The 17,458-nt window shown below is 60.0% G+C and carries 18 protein-coding genes and 1 pseudogene; 8 read left to right on the top strand and 11 right to left on the bottom strand.

The features are described 5' to 3' along the window. Positions 1–59 precede the first annotated feature (59 nt). From IF803_RS37175 to IF803_RS37165, 3 genes are all read right to left on the bottom strand, one after another. Positions 60–290 carry a trehalose-6-phosphate synthase gene (locus IF803_RS37175; RefSeq protein WP_338139886.1) on the bottom strand — a complete coding sequence of 77 codons (231 nt, stop codon included), beginning with the start codon at positions 288–290 and terminating at the stop codon, positions 60–62. Continuing rightward, positions 208–1,425, bottom strand: coding sequence for an alpha,alpha-trehalose-phosphate synthase (UDP-forming) (locus IF803_RS37170; protein ID WP_338132164.1), 1,218 nt, complete (start codon positions 1,423–1,425; stop codon positions 208–210). The genes IF803_RS37175 and IF803_RS37170 overlap by 83 nt, the downstream gene beginning before the upstream one ends. A gap of 261 nt (positions 1,426–1,686) precedes the next feature. After that, positions 1,687–1,935 (bottom strand): hypothetical protein, encoded by a 249-nt coding sequence (locus IF803_RS37165; RefSeq protein WP_018273528.1) that lies wholly within the window; start codon positions 1,933–1,935, stop codon positions 1,687–1,689. Between the two features lie 209 nt (positions 1,936–2,144). Between IF803_RS37165 and IF803_RS37160 the strand changes: the two genes are divergently transcribed. Continuing rightward, positions 2,145–2,420 carry a hypothetical protein gene (locus IF803_RS37160; protein WP_018648614.1) on the top strand — a complete coding sequence of 92 codons (276 nt, stop codon included), beginning with the start codon at positions 2,145–2,147 and terminating at the stop codon, positions 2,418–2,420. A 28-nt stretch (positions 2,421–2,448) separates the two neighbouring features. On the opposite strand, the pseudogene IF803_RS37155 reads toward IF803_RS37160, so the two are convergent. Beyond that, positions 2,449–2,786 (bottom strand): annotated as a pseudogene (locus tag IF803_RS37155) (IS701 family transposase); the annotation flags it as partial. Between the two features lie 187 nt (positions 2,787–2,973). Between IF803_RS37155 and IF803_RS37150 the strand changes: the two are divergent. From IF803_RS37150 to groL, 3 genes are all read left to right on the top strand, one after another. After that, a complete protein-coding gene (locus tag IF803_RS37150; RefSeq protein ID WP_028338371.1) occupies positions 2,974–3,243 on the top strand; it encodes a hypothetical protein in 270 nt (89 codons plus the stop codon). Between the two features lie 344 nt (positions 3,244–3,587). After that, positions 3,588–3,905 (top strand): co-chaperone GroES, encoded by a 318-nt coding sequence (locus IF803_RS37145; RefSeq protein ID WP_018648612.1) that lies wholly within the window; start codon positions 3,588–3,590, stop codon positions 3,903–3,905. A gap of 142 nt (positions 3,906–4,047) precedes the next feature. Then, positions 4,048–5,688 carry a chaperonin GroEL gene (groL, locus tag IF803_RS37140; RefSeq protein ID WP_461195631.1) on the top strand — a complete coding sequence of 547 codons (1,641 nt, stop codon included), beginning with the start codon at positions 4,048–4,050 and terminating at the stop codon, positions 5,686–5,688. 154 nt (positions 5,689–5,842) lie between these two features. Here groL and IF803_RS37135 read toward each other — a convergent pair whose 3' ends face one another. The 4 genes from IF803_RS37135 to IF803_RS37120 form a co-directional block, all read right to left on the bottom strand. Next, complete coding sequence (locus IF803_RS37135; protein WP_155258320.1) at positions 5,843–6,190, bottom strand: exopolysaccharide biosynthesis protein; 348 nt, start codon at positions 6,188–6,190, stop codon at positions 5,843–5,845. Positions 6,191–6,294: 104 nt separating this feature from the next. Next, positions 6,295–6,459: a DUF3309 family protein gene (locus IF803_RS37130; RefSeq protein WP_018646276.1), complete on the bottom strand. Its 165-nt coding sequence runs from the start codon at positions 6,457–6,459 to the stop codon at positions 6,295–6,297. A 236-nt stretch (positions 6,460–6,695) separates the two neighbouring features. Next, positions 6,696–7,049, bottom strand: coding sequence for a hypothetical protein (locus IF803_RS37125; protein ID WP_245288602.1), 354 nt, complete (start codon positions 7,047–7,049; stop codon positions 6,696–6,698). A gap of 964 nt (positions 7,050–8,013) precedes the next feature. Further along, positions 8,014–8,877 (bottom strand): transglutaminase family protein, encoded by an 864-nt coding sequence (locus tag IF803_RS37120; protein WP_018646273.1) that lies wholly within the window; start codon positions 8,875–8,877, stop codon positions 8,014–8,016. 328 nt (positions 8,878–9,205) lie between these two features. Between IF803_RS37120 and IF803_RS37115 the strand changes: the two genes are divergently transcribed. After that, positions 9,206–9,592 (top strand): polyphosphate kinase 2 family protein, encoded by a 387-nt coding sequence (locus IF803_RS37115; protein WP_080686631.1) that lies wholly within the window; start codon positions 9,206–9,208, stop codon positions 9,590–9,592. 145 nt (positions 9,593–9,737) lie between these two features. On the opposite strand, the gene IF803_RS37110 is transcribed toward IF803_RS37115, so the two are convergent. Next, positions 9,738–9,932: a hypothetical protein gene (locus tag IF803_RS37110; RefSeq protein ID WP_028338376.1), complete on the bottom strand. Its 195-nt coding sequence runs from the start codon at positions 9,930–9,932 to the stop codon at positions 9,738–9,740. Positions 9,933–10,367: 435 nt separating this feature from the next. After that, on the bottom strand, positions 10,368–12,065 hold the full coding sequence (locus tag IF803_RS37105) for a site-specific integrase (protein ID WP_304497098.1): 1,698 nt from the start codon (positions 12,063–12,065) through the stop codon (positions 10,368–10,370). Between the two features lie 801 nt (positions 12,066–12,866). Here IF803_RS37105 and IF803_RS37100 point away from each other — a divergent pair. The 3 genes from IF803_RS37100 to IF803_RS37090 are packed head-to-tail and all read left to right on the top strand — an operon-like array spanning position 12,867 to position 16,549. Then, positions 12,867–14,192, top strand: a complete 1,326-nt coding sequence (locus IF803_RS37100; RefSeq protein WP_461195630.1) for an FAD-dependent oxidoreductase — start codon at positions 12,867–12,869, stop codon at positions 14,190–14,192. 15 nt (positions 14,193–14,207) lie between these two features. Next, positions 14,208–14,951 carry an enoyl-CoA hydratase/isomerase family protein gene (locus IF803_RS37095; protein WP_461195629.1) on the top strand — a complete coding sequence of 248 codons (744 nt, stop codon included), beginning with the start codon at positions 14,208–14,210 and terminating at the stop codon, positions 14,949–14,951. Beyond that, positions 14,948–16,549, top strand: a complete 1,602-nt coding sequence (locus IF803_RS37090) for an acyl CoA:acetate/3-ketoacid CoA transferase (protein ID WP_461195628.1) — start codon at positions 14,948–14,950, stop codon at positions 16,547–16,549. Before IF803_RS37095 ends, IF803_RS37090 begins: the two co-directional genes overlap by 4 nt. Positions 16,550–16,586: 37 nt before the next feature. On the opposite strand, the gene IF803_RS37085 is transcribed toward IF803_RS37090, so the two are convergent. Further along, positions 16,587–17,270, bottom strand: a complete 684-nt coding sequence (locus IF803_RS37085; RefSeq protein WP_461195627.1) for a GntR family transcriptional regulator — start codon at positions 17,268–17,270, stop codon at positions 16,587–16,589. Positions 17,271–17,458: the final 188 nt, after the last annotated feature.

The raw sequence follows: 17,458 nt of genomic DNA, 5'->3' as shown, positions 1-17,458 counted from the left end.
GACGAACGAGATTATCGCGACCTGCTGCACCGATGCCACGTCCCGAACGACATCCACAGTTAGCTGCTGAGTGCCCCGAGGAAACTCTCGCGCCACGCCGCAATGCTATTGCGGCGTAGTACCACCATCATGGCCCGCCAACGATCGCATCGCTCCCCAAGTGGCATCCCCAGCGCTGTCTGCAATGCTTCGGCGACGGCGTCGGGGTCATACGGGTTGGCGATCACGGCAGTGTCGAGTTCGTAGGCCGCGCCGGCAAAAGGGCGAGAGAACGAGCACGCCAGGGTCATCGGGGTTCTGTGCAGCGACATACTCCTTGGCAACCAGGTTCATTCCGTCGCGCAACGGAGTGACAAGAGCGACGCGGCTGAGCCGAAAGAAGCCAGCGAGCGAACGCTGCGAGAAGCTCCTGTTCAAATACTGGATCGGCGCCCAATCGAGTTCCGCGTAGCGACCGGCCACGTCGCCCGCCAGCGCACCAAGCCTCTGTCGCAACGCACGGTATTCAGGAACGTCGCTGCGCGTTGCGGTGGCGATCTGCAGCAAGCGGACGTGGTTGCGGTATGCGGGATAGCCCTCGAGAAAGGCGGCGAACGCTTTGAACCGGTGCTCGAGACCCTTACTGTAATCCAGCCGGTCCACCCCAATGATGAGCTTGCGCCCCCGGAGACTCTCCTGCAGCCGGCGGGCCGTTCGGGATTTCACAGCGCGACTAGCCATTTCGGCGATCGCTTCAGTATCGATACCAATCGGGAAGGCGCCGGCGCGCAGAACCCGATCGAAAGCGTGAACGTGGCCATCGGACGAAATCGTGCCTCCTGCACGGCGAAGGATGGCGTCATGGAAGGCGGTCAAATCCTCCACCGTCTGGAAGCCGACGAGATCGTAAGCGCACAGTGATTTCAGCAGGTCGCCGTAGTGAGGAAGGGTCGCCAGCACCCCCAAAGACGGAAACGGCGTATGCAAGAAAAACCCGATCCGCTGTGTGGCGCGGGCGCGGCGAAGTTCCTCGGCCATCGGGATCAGATGGTAGTCATGCACCCAGACGAGGTCACTCGGGCTGAGCAGGGGCGCGAGGGCGTCGGCGAGCACGGCGTTCACCCGTCGATAGGCGGCCAAGTCCCGGCGGGTAAAGTTCATGAGGTCAAGGCGATAGTGGAATAAGGGCCACAGTGCCGCGTTGGAGAAGCCGCTGTAGTAGCCGTCATGGTCCGCGCGGGTAAGATCGACGGTAGCGTACGTCACTCCCTCGGTCTCAAAAACGTTCGGCTCTTTTGTTGTTTCTCCAAGCTTGCCACTCCACCCGAACCATAAGCCTCCAGCCTGATGCAGAGCGTCGACGAGGCCGGTCACGAGCCCGCCGCTGCGCTGCGCAGCTTCTGCCGGCAAGGCGACACGGTTGGAGACGATGACCAAGCGGCTCAAGCGGGTTCCCTCCGCACTGTCAGGGTTGCGTCGAGCCGAGCCGCCAAAAGATCTCGGCGAACACGGCAACGCAATGATCGGCGGTGACATCCGCCGGAGCCCACATTCGCTCGGTCCTCGCGCGAAAATCCACAATTCCTTCTACCGGAACTGACGGTCCCGTCATCAGGCAATCTGGGCGGGCGTTACCTGTAAAACATATAGATCTTCCCGCAGTAAATATAGGATACTCTGCCGACGATCTGGATTGTTGGGCGCTGTCTAAAGCTGATCTTCGCCAGGATTTCGACGGCAGACGCCCCGGGTGTGCCTCTCGATCTCAGCCAGTGCGGCGTCGAGCGAGGCGTGCGGCCCTTGCTGTATGCCGGCCATAGTTTCCGATGCGTGGCCCTCCGGATGGATCATGAACTGACGTGGAGCGCTTGCCGTGATGCGCCCCATCGAGCGGCCGAGCAGGTCCGTCAGCTGCCAAACCGTGCCTCCCTCTGCCGGTGTAACGATCACATCCATGGTGAGCCTTGAGTCTGTACGCCGCGCGAACAAACCGCTGCAATAACCGATGGGCGAACTACCGAGTTCCGCGGCCGCGGCATTCTCGGTACTGGAAGGATTGGCGCTTCGGATCGCCCCGCGATCGAGCGAATGGCGCTTAATGCCGATATATGCGACTATATAGAATGGTCAAAAAGAAAGGTCGAAGGCCAAGGTCGGGAGAAGAAATGGCAACCGCTCTCGACCGTTGGGACGAGGAAGGCGGAGCGCAGGAGTTGGCGTGGCCTTTACCCTATGAAGCCAGCGATTTGCGCGATGTGGAGCGCAGAGTCCTGGAATGTCTGGGTGCCGCCCTTGTCAGCGAATGGAATGATCTGCCTACTGACGTCCAGCGCAGGCTCTTCGAGCACGCGGCCTCGGGCAAATCGCACGACGCCACCGTGTTGAAGACGCGGATCGCCCGTTTCCTGCATGATCATAAAGGTGCTTCGGGTGGGCGTTAACACGACTTTGGCAGATTTGTTCACGCCTTGCTCTTCGCTGACCTGTGTTCTGCAGTACCCGTATCGCGGATCTGATGGCTGAAGAATGAGAGCGACGATGGCGGGACGCGCGGCTGGCAGGTTGGGCTGAGGTGGTGGCCGTCGTTTCATTTTTGCGCCCCGTCTTGGCAATGCGGAAGTGCTGCAAGAAGGCGTAAGCAACCATCGTCATAAGAGCGTGACGATGAAGACCGTGCCAGAACCGTCCCATCGCGCCATGACGGTTGTAGCCGACCGCTGCAAGTCTATCTCGGCTGGTAGATTTGCGAGATAGCATTTCTTCTCTCCGAGTCGCGATGCTTGCCGATCGCCAACTCGCATTTTTTCACTTGGCATCAGCAAGCATTTCGTCCGCCGGCATCTATAACAAATCCGCGATGTGTATTGCCTTGTGTTTGGTGACTTCGCAGCCATCTCATGATAAAGAGTTAGCTAATCTCGGCACAAAGAGCACTGTAAACGGATTGCTTCACTATCGCGCCGATGCAAAGCCGTTTCTGAAGGATAGCCGATCATGACCATGCGCTCCCGACGCGAAACGGTCACCTTCAAGCATCCCTTCCGGATCAAGGGCGTCGACCGCCTCTTGCCTCCGGGTGCCTACGAGGTCATCACCGATGAGGAGATGATCGAAGGATTGTCGTTCGAGGCGTTTCGCCGGGTTGCCACTATGATCACGGTGCCGGCGGCGCCGCCGCGCACTTCAACGGTGGAGAGGATTTCCATCGACCCGGTCGATTTGGCTGACGCTCAGCGCATTGATGCCGACGCGCCTCGTGAGTGACGCACCACTCGATCTCGACAAGCACCGCTGAATGGCTGCACAAGAAGCGACCGACGTCCGGCGCATTCTGGCGCACGTCGAGAACAACGCAATGCCCCTGCGCGATGGGAAGCTTTCTTAAATCTGATGATGCGGCGTCCAACGACTTTCGCACCACACAGCTGGCCTTCACCGGATCCTTAGCCGCCGCGGTCTTGGCAGCTATTTCGTGTTGCTCTGAGCAGAATATCGTTTCGGGACGGTCTTGTACGTCCCCTTGCGGCGGCTTATGTGCTGATTAGCACTCGCTGGCCACGACTGCCATTTCGTCCAAAGCAACAACAACAAGAAAACAGGAGGACAGCATGAAATTCCGTCCGCTTCACGACCGCGTTGTGGTCAAGCGCATTGAGGCCGAAGACAAAACCGCTGGTGGCATCATCATTCCGGACACTGCCAAGGAAAAACCTTCGCAGGGCGAGATCACGGCGGTTGGCCCAGGCGGCCGAGATGAATCCGGCAAACTGATTCCCATCGATCTCAAGGTTGGCGACCGCGTCCTGTTCGGCAAGTGGTCAGGCACCGAGGTCAAGCTCGATGGTCAGGAACTACTGATCATGAAGGAAAGCGACATTATGGGCGTTCTCACTGAGCTGCCCGCCGCCAAGAAGAAGGTCGCATAGACGCCAGCCAATTTTCCTTATCCTGAGCCGTCCCTGCAGCCCGCGTCTCGAAGGACGAGGCCTGCAAATTCAAGTCCCGCCACTTAAGGGCTCGTCCAGTCGCACGGTCCTTGGATCTGACCAGTTGAAAACGGAGATCATTATGTCGGCCAAAGAAGTTAAGTTCGGCGTCGACGCCCGCGACAGGATGTTGCGCGGTGTTGAAATTCTCAACAATGCGGTTAAGGTCACGCTGGGGCCCAAGGGCCGGAACGTCGTGCTCGACAAGTCGTTCGGCGCTCCCCGCATCACCAAGGACGGCGTCACCGTCGCCAAGGAGATCGAGCTTGAGGACAAGTTCGAGAACATGGGCGCGCAGATGGTGCGAGAAGTTGCCTCCAAATCGGCAGATGCAGCTGGCGATGGCACCACCACCGCGACCGTGCTCGCGGCTGCGATCGTCCGTGAAGGCGCGAAGGCGGTTGCCGCCGGTATGAACCCGATGGACCTGAAGCGCGGTATCGACCTCGCGGTGGAAGCCGGGGTCGCCGATCTCGTGAAGAACTCCAAGAAGGTCACCTCGAACGAGGAGATCGCCCAGGTCGGCACCATCTCGGCCAACGGCGACGCGGAGATCGGCAAGTTCCTCTCCGACGCCATGAAGAAGGTCGGCAACGAGGGCGTCATCACGGTTGAAGAAGCCAAGTCGCTCGAGACCGAACTCGAGGTCGTCGAAGGGATGCAATTCGACCGCGGCTACATCTCGCCGTACTTCGTCACCAACGCCGACAAAATGCGCGCCGAAATGGAAGACGCCTACGTCCTCATCCACGAAAAGAAGCTATCTCAGTTGAATGAACTGCTTCCGCTGCTGGAAGCCGTCGTCCAGAGTGGCAAGCCGCTTGTGATTATCGCGGAAGACGTCGAGGGCGAAGCGCTCGCGACCCTGGTCGTGAACCGCCTCCGCGGCGGTCTGAAGGTCGCGGCCGTGAAGGCTCCGGGCTTCGGCGATCGCCGCAAGGCCATGCTGCAGGACATCGCGATCCTGACCGGCGGCCAGGCGATCTCGGAAGATCTGGGCATCAAGCTCGAGAACGTCACGCTCAACATGCTCGGTCGCGCCAAGAAGGTGATGATCGACAAGGAGAACACCACCATCGTCAGCGGCGCCGGTAAGAAGGCCGACATAGAGGCGCGGGTGGCGCAGATCAAGGCGCAGATCGAGGAGACCTCCTCGGACTATGACCGTGAAAAGCTGCAGGAGCGTCTTGCCAAACTCGCGGGCGGCGTCGCGGTGATCCGCGTCGGCGGCGCGACCGAGGTCGAGGTGAAGGAGCGCAAGGATCGCGTTGATGACGCGATGCATGCGACCCGCGCGGCCGTCGAGGAAGGCATCCTGCCGGGCGGCGGCGTCGCCCTGCTGCGTGCTTCCGAGCATCTCAAGGGGCTGCGCACCAAGAACGATGACCAGAAGACCGGCGTCGAGATCGTGCGCAAGGCGCTGTCTGCGCCGGCCCGCCAGATCGCGATCAACGCTGGCGAGGACGGCTCCGTTATCGTCGGCAAGATCCTGGAGAAGGATCAGTATGGCTACGGCTTTGACTCCCAGTCCGGCGAGTACGGCAACCTGGTCACCAAGGGCATCATCGACCCGACCAAGGTCGTTCGTGTGGCGATTCAGAATGCGGCTTCTGTTGCGGCGCTCCTGATCACTACCGAAGCCATGGTGGCCGAATTGCCAAAGAAGAACGCCGGCGGTGGCGGCATGCCTCAAGGTGGCGGCATGGGTGGTATGGATTTTTAAGTCCTACTCGTTCAGAGCTCAACAATAACGAAGGCCCGGCAGAGATGCTTGGGCCTTTTTTGCAGGAATCAGTAAAAAGCGGCCGCCGAGAAGCGTGATGAATTCTCGCCGTTTCACGGATTTCCGTGAGGACGCCTTGTGCAATATCTCAAAATCAGCACTTTGCATTGCAGCCGGGTGGCGGGTGAGAATTGTTACCAAACCAGTCAGGACTCACCCCACCGTTACTGGATTTTGGGAAGTGCATAGCTCCGCCCTGGTTGGTCGCCCCCGTGATTAGACCGAAGACCGCGATCATCTGGGACGCGGGGATCATGAGTAGCAGGCCGGCTACGATCGAGACATCCGGTGCAATAGCGACCACAGCGAGCAGCGGCATAATAGGGCCGAAGGAGCGCTTGTGTAGGCGACCCATCAGCCAGCCCAGGGTAAAGCGATCTTGCCGGTGCCTCGTCGTGCAGCCGCTGCAGCAGGACCGAGGCAGGCACAAACACCCCTTCATCGGCGGGCATTGTCGGCTTCAGCTGGTCGAGCTCGTTGGGACCCGGTACGCGGGGAAAGGATATTTTGGGAGGCGCCCGGTCGACACAGCCGACCCTGCGAGGGTCAGAGCCGACCCAGAAGTAGCAATACGACGAGGATGACCAGGATGGTACCGATGACCCCCATCCCACCGTGGCCATAGCCGTAGCCGTAGCCGCCGAAGCGGCCGCTGAAGCCACCAAGCAGGAAGATGATGAGGAGGATGATGAGGATAAGTCCGATCGACATTGTCCGACTCCTTTGGTGGGACCTTGTGGATATTGGGTCTCAAGTTTTGTCTGTCTTGCGAGTCGTCGACCTCCTGCAAGAGTCCGCAGGCGACCCCGGATAGGAGGGGCCGATGCAGTTGACCGGATCACAAGGGCGCAGCCGCGCCATCGCGATCCAGTGCGCGCTCGAGCGCGTGTTGAGTGGGAATGGTCTGTGACAGAGGTTGCCACGCCCAAACAGCGTCGCTCGTGCCCTCAATACGGGGCGTAGTATTGGCGGCGATAGGGATACGGGCCGCCGTAGTAATCTGGCGCATAGTAGCCCGGCGCGTAGCCTGGCCCGTAGGCTCCGTAGGCCCCGTAGGCGGCGGCTCCAGCCGCGGCACCCAGGATGCCAAGACCAATTGCGGCCCCCGGAGCGCCGTAGTAGCCGCGACCGCGGTAGTGGCGTCGGTAGTAGACTTCTGTCACTGCGGACGACGAAGCCGCTTCTGTCGGAAGAGTCGTGCTCGGCGAGATCGGAGCTGCCCCCGAAGGCAGCACCGAGGCGAGCGTCGCCGCACCGAAGAGTGCGACCGCAATCGCGTATTTCATTGTCTGCTGGTTCATGGTCGTATCCTCTCGAATTTGGAGCATCTCTAGCGGCAAGTCGATTGCGTGCCGCTGGCCGATAAAGAACCTCGACCCAGGGCGCTCGAGGCGCTGGTGGGGGCGGATCCGAGGATTCGTGGTTCTAGCGAACTCGCAGAGCCGCCTTTGTACTCGCGCCGCGACTTAACCGATTACTTGGCGCAAGTTTTGTCCGCCTTCAAAGCCGCTTCTGCCGAGGCCTTTGTCGTGTGAGCGGCGCCGACAACCTTCATGCTGCCGCCGGCAGCAGGCTGGCTCTCGACGATCTGACACTTCATGGTCGCAGTATCCTGAGCCAGGTAGAACGAGGAGGGCGATTGGCCAACGGTTTTGCCAGTCTCCGCCGCGAACGACGGAGAAGCGAATGCGAGAACAGAGACTGTCGCTAATAGAATTCTTTTCATAGTATCCACCAATTCTTATGCGTCCGGAATCGGACAAAGAATGAACAGGGCAAAGCCGACAAGAGTTCCAGCTATCGCCGATTTGTTTGTTTCGTGTGGATTGACGTGGGTCAGCGACAGCCCTGAAAGTCTGTCGACAGGTTATGCCAATCGCCCAATTCCATTCTGCCTAGCGGCGATCCTTCAGCGGGTGTTGCCGTTAGCGGGAATCATTTGGCTATAGCTGCGCTCCTCGCAAACATTCTCTCAATCATCGATGGATGCCGAGAGCAGGGCGGTGAGAAGTATTGTGCCGCAACGCGGCGCGAGCTCATGGTCAAAATTGCTCATTCAAGAAAATTTAACGAAAGGGAATTTGCCATCAGATTAGGACGGCATCACTGATCGCAATGTCACTCTTTGGCCCAAGCCCCACTGACGAGTAGGCGCAACAGGCGATGCCCATCATGAGCGGGCGCCTGAAGTCCCTTCTAGAAAACGTGAGGGCCTTGAAGCTGAACGACTGATCAGAAAGGTTGCCGAAGGTCCAATGCGTCGATCTATGATGTGACAAGAACTTCTACGGACATCCCGGCGAAGGCGCCGATGCTGCCGACGAAGCTGCCGGACACTGGAATCGTCTGCCGGATGTCGCGCGCGACCGCGACTGGGATCAGATTGAGGCCGCCGAGGCTGCGATTCGTCGGGTCGAAAGTGATCCAGCCGGCGCCCGGTACGAAGACCTCGGCCCACGCATGGGTTGATCCCGCATTGCTCGATCCGACGCTCTGTTGCTCTGGATTGTAAAGATAGCCGGAGACGATCCTGGCTCCGAACCCGAGCATGCGTGCTGCTTCGGTAAACAGCATCGCGAAATCCCGGCATGACCCCCAGCCACGATTTAACGTTTCTACCGGCGTTTGGGTACCCTCATCCTCACGGCTCTGGTACCGGACAGCTTCCGAAACGCCGACGCTCAGGTCCTTTAGCAGCGACAGCGTATCAGTCCGACTTCCTCGAACGAACATTTGTGCCCAACTTCGTAGGACCCCCGCCGTGTCCGAGAACTGGGGGAGAGCCAGGGCGCCGAGATCGGTCCAATCGTCATCAGAATAGCGGAATGGGTAAGACATGGCCGAGACAGCGATATCGAACACCGGCCATGCAACCGCGTCGAGCTGAAGCTCCGCGACGCTGGCGATCACCAGGTTGGAGGCTGTCATCTGAAACGTGGCCGTCGCGATTGCATTGCCAAACACATCGTGCGCCCAGGTCAAGGCCGCATGCGGCGTCACCGTGACGTTGCTCGAAATCAAACGAAGCTCGCGGCTTTCGCGCGGACGAAGCATCAAGCGGTGCGGCAACAGGTGCACGTGTTCGTTGAATCGATAGGTCGTCGTGTGAAGAACCTTCAGCGTAATCAACGCAAGCTCCAATCCGCGGCAGCGTCTGACAGGCCCTTATCCGGTGGTCCCCTCGGGAAGTATGGCCAAGTTGAACGTGCCCATGCAAATGTCAATCCAGACGACCGAAACCCGGGCGGATTTGCGGACGAGGCACCGAGCAAGAACGCTGCGATTCATTCATACGGTCATGTTGACGGGTGTCGAAGTGCAAGCACAACATCAGTTTCGCGGTGCGACAGGATCCGACAAGTGTGACGTGACCGCTGGTCGGAGGGCCGCAAATGATGGACAGCGTCGTGTCGGCATGACAACCCTGGATAGTGAGGCGACTAGGAGGGATCGAACCATGAAGAACCGGCCACCGCTTCCGCAACATTTGAGTCGCCATAGGTATCACGCGCTGCTGGTCCGGCTGCAAATCGAGCTCGTCAAGCTGCAGCGCAGCGTGATTGAGCGCGGCCAGCGAATCCTTGGCATCGTCGAAGGTCGCGACGCCGCCGGCAAGGATGGCACGATCAAGTCGATTGTCGAACATCTAAGCCCGCGTGATACCCGCATCGTAGCGCTGGGGCCGCCGAGCAATCGGGAGCGGTGTTCATGGTACTTCCAGCGTCACGTTTCGCACTTGCCCGCGGCAGGAGAGATCGTGCTGTTCAATCGCAGTTGGTACAACCGTGCTGGAGTTGAGCGTGTCCGTGGTCCGGGCCGGCGACAAGGAACATGCGCGACTTAATATCATTCGCGATGTTCTGTGGCGGCTGCACTATCCCGGAAAGCACCGTCGTCTCCACAGGCCCGATCCGGCGGTCGTTTTTCCTTACTATAAAGCCTGCTATGAGCGCGGCCTGATCGAGGCTTAGGTGGCTTACCTTGATGCCTCAGTTTGCATCGAGCGAAATTCTGTAGCCTGCACTTTCGAGAGCGGCGAGGACGGCTGTTGCGATAGTCTTGCATTCGTTGGGCTCTTTGTAAGTTTTCGGCCACACCGTCCCGTTTCCCGCGTCTGGAAAATCAACGAAAGCTGATTGAATAGCGCGTTCGATGATCCGTTGGAGCTTCTCATCCCGTATCATTGCCTTGTCTCCCGCTCTCGACGATCGTCAATATCGCCAGTTTACCTAGAGCCGTTGCGGCGCGCCACCAATGCGCTCGAGCGCAAAAAACCTGTTTGAAGGAGCAAAACGTATTCTCGTTCCTCCGATCATCAGCGCAGGCGAGCGTAGCTCTCAGCGATTTGCGACGCTCAGGCCAGGCCTCTTTGCGGCTGGCGACGTGGGGGGCGGCGTCTATCGGCAGGCTGTCACGCCGGTCTCGGCTGCATGACGGCACTTGAGGCCACTCGCTTTCTCTTGGCCCAATGTCCTTCCAGCCGGCGCGCTTGTCCTATTGAAGATAGGCTCAACCCTTAAGCAATGTATGGCTGAATTACACAGTAATTTCAATTACATACGAGTTCGCAGTTTTGTTCTGAGTGGCGCGCCATTCAGAACAGTCCAACGAACTCTGACTCAGTACGTCTTCAGCATTGTGAGCTCGCCGGCATCGGCTCGGTTTTTGGCGGCGAGCAAGATCTCCCTCATCTGCTTGATCACCTGCGGTTCTAGGGCTTCGATCTTCGCCGCGATCTGCGGATCAAGAATGCCTTTGCGGCCATACCGCCCTCGAACGTCGCTGGCATGTCCGAGAATGCGGTCGCGCGTGCGTTGTGCGATCGCATCATTGTCGAGCCAATCGGCCATGAGGTGCCGCGTCGAATAGAGGGTAAGGTCCGCGCGATTGAGTTTCAGTTTCGTCTTCACGTACTGCCATGCCTTGCTCAGCGGCTGCGACCAGCGGATCGTACCGTCTTTGCGAGTATAGGCGTCCCATTCCGGGAAGAGCCGTTCCTCTTGCTTGTCCATCAGATCCTGCATTCGATCCAGCAGCCCCAACTCGATGAGAAGCGGATGGATCGGAATGACCCGCCCGGCAGCGTTCGTCTTCAGATTGCGCAGATCCTTCACCGCGACGCGGCCATGGCGAGCATCGAACGGGCGCAAGTCGAAATAGTAGAACTCGCCATCGGTTCGGATATCGGCGCATTTGAGCTGGCCGACCTCGCCGGGCCTCATGCCGGTGAGGATGCAGATCAAGAAACCCCAGTAGATGTGCGATTGCACGAAGTACCGGCCGGGCTGCCAGACGTGCACGCGATTCTTGCAGCCGGTGAAGAGCGGCAGGCGCAACAGCGTCAGCAGCTCGTCATCGTCGAAGGCATCGCGCGGCAGCGGCGCCAAATTTTCGGGATCGATGCACACGAACTTGGGACGCGGTCCGCAGTAATGCTTTTCCGCGATGGCGAAGTCGACGAACTTATAGAGCCCGGCCCAGTACCGGCTCTTGATGGTGGTGGTCGTCACGCGCTCGAGCTGCGACCACTTCGTCTCTTCCGCATATTTGTAGCGCTGGAAAAGCGTCTTCGCGAACCGGCGTGGAATGTTATCGCGATTGGGGATATCCGGCAGCGCCTCGTCGAGTTGCTTCCATTTGGCATCGGTCAGTTCATCCATCCGCGGGTTGTCCAGGAAATCGATGGCGAACTGGATGACGGGTTCAGCTTCTCCGCGGCCCTTCGCGGTGTGTTTCCGCTTGCGGTCCAGCGGTTTGAGAAATTCCGCGAGCACGTCGGACATCCGGCAGGAATTGTCTTCGGCGGCCTCCCCGGTGGGGGCACATACCGCGGGCTCGGAGACCGGCGAGATCGAGCCCACCTTCTGCGCCGGAAGCAACGGAAGCCTTTGGGCGACTGCGTCCTGCACGAGGCGATCGATCATCGCGATGGGATCGAACGGTTGTGCGACCGCCGGGGCGGCGGGCGCCGTCCAGCCTTCCTTGACCGCCTCGGCCGCGTCATGCCGGCCGTTTTCATAGGCACGCCGAACGTTTAGGCGGGCGATCTCGCTTTCGGCCGCCTTGTTCTGGTTGACGAAGTCGACCCAGGTGCTCGGCATCCGAGGGAAACGCTGCGGGTAGGCATAGCCGCGGTCCTGCGCCCGGCCGAGATAGCGCCTGACCTCATGTTCGAACGCGCAGCGCTCGGCCAGCAGCCGCTCGTTCGCCGGCACGCCATGCTCGACATAGGCGTGCAGCCGCGCATCGAGGATGGTCCCCAACGCCTCCAGGTCGGGAGCCGCGATCAGCTCCTGCGCCCATCCGAGATTGTCCATCAGCCGCCGCCTAGCCTCATCAAAATTCCCGGTCCTGAGGCTGACACGAAGGAGGGGGAGCCCAAAGAGCTGAGCGGCCTGTTTCCCCAGCCGAATCTGCAGGAAATAGCGTCCATCGCCGCGCCGGGCGAGGTAGGAAGGACGAGCCACGCGTAGGCCTTTCCGGGGGGCGGGCCGGGTGAGACATTCCCGTGGGATGTAACACCATCAAATCCGCTACCACATTCCGGACAACGTGCTGGAAAAGCTCAGGATTTCGCTTCGGTTTTGGACCTGGCAGCGCGTCCCTCCCCCGCTACCATGCGTACGATTTTGCACGCCAAACCACGATCTTCTGCGATGCGTTACGCCTGACGGCACGGCTTCGGACGCCGTGATCGCGAAAACTGTATCGTCAGTGGACGAGATACCTCAGTAACAACCGAGTATGCGCGCGCTATCGTCGTATTGACGGCACCCGCTGTTGAACAGCCGGATAGCAGCAGTCTCGCTGCGCAGCAGGCATTCGCCACTACCGAATAGCGGCTGCGGCATGGCCTGTGTCCTGATCCCGTGCCTGACGAGCCGACCGCTCGCTGTGGCGAGCACGCCGGTCGCGTCGTTCGCAGGGACCGCCAAGTCAACTTCACCCCTCTCGTCGCCTCCAGCCCGCAGTCGCCGCTGCGGTCTCCAAGCAGCTAACTTTTCACTCGCAAATCTGCCGCGCGATCGCGGGCAAATTTTTCGCCCGAAGGCGCTTGCAAACAAACGTGCATTGAAATAATTGTAATACACCACTAAGATATCACAGGGAGAATACAATTGGACGCCCGTGGGTCTAACCGTGTCGATAGCGATGTGCTCGTCGTCGGAGGGGGAGCCGCAGGAGTTGCGGCCGCTGTAACCGCCGCTCGAAGGGGTCTGAAAGTCACGCTCGTGGAGCGGTATGGCTTTTGCGGCGGCGGCGCTGTGGCCGGGCTGTCGGGCACGGTGTGCGGTCTGTACGAGGCGACCGAAGCGATCAACGCTAAACCGAAGCAGGTTGTGTTTGGTTTTGCCGACGAATTTTGCCGCCGATTGGAAGCCAAAGGCGGGCTTGGCGATCCGCTGCTCTACGGAAAGACTTGGGCGCGGGTCCACGACCCCTTGGTTTGGCGCGAGGAAGCAGACGCGATGCTGCGGGAAGCCGGAGTACGCGTCGTGTTCCATGCTGTCGCTAGCGACGTGAGCATGGAGGGCGACAGGATCGGGGGGGTGGTCATTTGGACGAAACAGGGACCCCTCGATGCGCGCGCCAAGGTCGTCGTCGATGCGAGCGGAGATGCTGATGTCGTCGCAATGGCCGGCTTGCCCAGCTTCATCGGCGACAACGGCAGGGTTCAGAACCCGACGATGATCTTTCGAATGATGGGTGTCGATATCGATCGTTTCGTCACAGAATACGGCGCCGACACCATCATGCCGGAAAAGATATCCGACATGATCCGCGCAAAGCACAATGCGGGTGAATACCGGCTGCCGCGCGCCAAAATCTGGCTATTCCCCACCACCCGACCCAACGAGTTGCTGTGCAATTGCACGCGTGTGATCGGGCCGGACGGGCGTGAGCTCAACACGCTTTTCCATCAGGATTTTACCGACGCCGAAATCGAGGGAAGGCTTCAGGCGCGAGAATACGCTCGTTTCTTTCGCGATCATCTCGTGGGATGCGAAGCCGCCTTTCTGAACGATACGGGCGTCCAGGTCGGCGTGCGCCAGACCCGTCAGGTCTCCGGTGTAAAGAGGCTTTCAAACGAAGACGTCGTCAAAGGCGCCAAGTCATCGGACGGCATTGCGGTCTCGCCTTGGCCGATCGAACTGCACTCGGGCGTCAAGCCTCGCGTCGAGTGGCTTCTGAACAACTACTACGAAGTGCCGTACGGGTGCTTCGTGCCGGAGCGCGGGGAGGGGTTGCTGGTTGCCGGCCGCTGCCTCTCGGCGGAGCACGAAGCAGTCGCTTCAGCACGCGTCACGGCTCAGTGCTTCTCCTACGGTCATGCGATCGGTCATGCAGCGGTGATTGCGGTGCGCGACGGAATCGCGCCGAGGCACATTGACGGGCAGCAAGTGAGGGCAGCGGTGAACGCCGACGGCGCGCGCCTCGATTAACAGGATCGTGAACAGATGATCAAGCTAGACAATCAAGGTCCGATCGCCATCGTTACCATCAATCGCGCGGAGCGCCGCAATGCGTTGGGCTCGCAGCTCATGCGGGATCTGAACGCTGCCCTGGCCGATTCAGAGCGCAATGACGCGATCAGCGCAGTTGTGCTGACGGGCGCTCCGCCCGCATTCTGCGCCGGCAGCGACCTCAAGGAGCTGGCAGGCCTCTCTATCGCGGATATGTGCAAGCACGAGGCCGAAACCGCAACGTTCGCGCGCGCGATAGGCTACCGCGCCAAGCCGGTCATCGCGGCCGTCGAAGGATACGCTCTCGGAGGCGGAATGATCCTTGCGGCATCGTGCGACATCGTGGTGGCTGCGTCGAACGCACGATGGCATCTGCCGGAAGCCCCGAACGGCTGGCTGCCGCCGTGGGGGCTTACGGCGCTCCTGACTCGGGTCGGCCCGGTGCGGGCGCGCCGTCTCACGTGGGGCGCGGCACCGATCGACACGATCGAGGCGGCGAGGATTGGCTTGGTCGATGACGTCGCCGAGCCGGGCGCCGCGCTTTCTCTGGCAACGGAGATTGCCGTCGGTCTTTCCAAAGTGCCGCCCGAAGCCGTCGCGTCGACGAAGCGCTTCTTCGACCGCTTCATCATGGCGGACGCCGAGCGCCTGGACGAAGTCTCGTCCCGGGAGTTCGCATCGAACTGCGAAACGCCAAGTTCCCAAAAAACCTTTGAACGCTTTACGGTGAAGTCGTGAATAAAATCGTTGATGCCGCGACGGCAGTTGCATCCATTCAGGACGGATCCTCGGTCGGTTGCGTTGGTGTGATCGGTTGGGTAACGCCCGATACTCTTTTGAAGGCCCTTGGCGACAAATTCCGCAATACAGGCAGCCCGAAAAACCTGACCTTCTACTTCCCGGTCGGGACCGGCGACGCTCAGGGCATCAAGGGCATGGACCACGTAGCGCAGGAAGGATTGATGAAGCGCATGGTGAGCGGTTCATACATCAATCCTGTCGACCCCAAGACGGGAAAGCGACCCGAGCTCATGCGTCTCATCCGTGAGAACAGGATCGAAGCCTACTCCTGGCCGATCGGAGCGACCATGCATTGGCTACGCGAGATAGCTCGTCGCAGCCCAGGTTACATGACCGAAATCGGGATCGGCACCTACATCGATCCCGACAATGGCGGCGGCCGGTTCACGGAAAGAGCACGAGACAATCTCGTGAGAAAAATCGAATTCGACGGAAAGCCGTATCTATTCTATCCGGCATGGAAGTTGGACACCGTGTTCATCTACGCATCGACCTCAGACGAGTTCGGAAATCTGTCTTTCGAGAACGAGGCGCTGGTGTCCTCGAATATTGCGCTGGTGCTGGCAGCCAAGGCCCATGGCGGCCGCGTCGTAGCGCAAGTGCGGCGAACCGTGCCTCACGGCCGGAGAGCCGCATCCGAGGTTCGGATCCCAGGCATGTTTGTCGATGCAGTCGTCGTCGACCCCAAGATGATGATGACGACCGACGTCGAATTCGACCCGGCCTACTTCGGCGGTGAGCGCAGGGCGCTGTCTCAACTCCCTCCGATCCCGTCGTCCGCCGACAAGGTCGTCGCATCGCGGGCAGCGAAGGAAGTGCGGAAACGCGAACTTTCCATTTTTGGCTTCGGGGCAGCGGCCGATGTGCCGCTCGTCATGGCGGAGCAGGGGCTGCTTCACGGCGACGAGCTCAAGGACTATTGGTTTACCACCGAGCACGGATCCTACGGCGGGATTGTCATGTCGGGATGGCAGTTTTCCGCGAATCTGAATCCCGATGCGATCCTCGACGGCGTCTATCAGTTCGACGCCATCGATGGAGGGTTGTGCAACTTTGCGGCACTCGCCTTCGCTCAGTTCGACCAGCGCGGCCGAGTCAACGTATCGAAGTTCGGCGCCGCCAATCCGGGCGCGGGCGGCTTTATCGACATCGCGCAAAGCGCCAAGCGTTTGGTCTTTACCGGAACCTTCACCACCGGTGGGCTCGATGTCGGTTTCGGCGGCGGGAAACTGAGCATCGTCAAGGAAGGCAAGGTTCGCAAGTTCGCGAAGCAGGTGGAGCACATCACCTACGCGGTCACCGACGGCGTCAAGCGCGGCCAAACCGCGCTGGTGATCACCGAGCGAGCGGTGTTCGAAGTTGCTCCGGAGGGACTGGTGCTGACGGAAGTGGCGCCAGGTATCGACGTTCGGCGCGATGTGCTCGAGCAGATGGAGTTCGCCCCCTGGCAAGTCGCGGACGAACTGAAGCTGATGGATGCAAGCTTCTTCGTCGATCCCGGTCAGACAAGCGCGGTTCGGGGACAAGCCGGTTAAGAAGTTTCCCCGGTCTCGACGAGACCGGGGATTCCGATCATCTGCCCGACCCGACGCTGATCTCGAATATCTGTCGTGTGTAATTTTCGATCTGCTCCATCAGAGCGGTAACCGCAACGAGTGCACCTTGCTCGTCATGCCGCGAAACCGCGCGTGCTCGCGCCGCATGAAGGACGCCCATTGCGCCGAGGTTCTGCAGGTCGCTTTCGTACCTGTAGTAGAATCTCCGCGACATCGCGTGAAGCGGCGAGATTGAGCGGGTTGCGAATGGGTTGCCGGCAGCCGCCGCGATAAGACCGTTCGCCTTAAAGACCTCACGCAAGTATTTTTCGAGGTTGCCCTGCTTGCCCGCGCCTTCGATTTCGTCGGCAGCAGCGAGAAGGCGCTCCCGGTCGCTTGCAAGGATGCGGCGAGCCGCCCTTATCGAAATGAAAATCTCGAGTTCACGCCGCAGCTCGATCGCCAACAACTGCTCATGAACATTTATCTCGGTGATCATCAAGCCGTGCCGGGGCAAAATGGTCACGAGACGGTCCGCCTGAAGGCGTTTCACCGCTTCGCGCACCGGTGTGCGGCCGATGCCGATCTCCTCTGCCAATCCCTCCTCAGACCAGTGACTGCCGGGCGGCAGCTGCAGTGTCACGATCATCTCCTCGAGCCGTCGGTGAGCCGTGTCGGCCTGAGACTCGGGAGGGGAAAGTACTCCGACCTTTTTCGCCATTGGACGCCAAGCTCTTAGCGCGCCCAAGGCGCGATGTGGGTGTCTCTTACGAATATCCTCGCTGCGACGTTCGGGACAAGCGCAGCACGAGCGCATCTCACACAATGCGCACACCTAAATCGACCCCTCCCAGGGCTGAGCGGCCATCATCCGGGAAAGCGCAATGATGTGTTGACGAAACTTTTGTA

It is taken from the genome of Bradyrhizobium sp. UFLA06-06 (genome assembly GCF_054820065.1).
The sequence above is the reverse complement of the archived record's forward strand: the minus strand, read 5'-3'. Positions and strand labels throughout refer to the sequence as shown.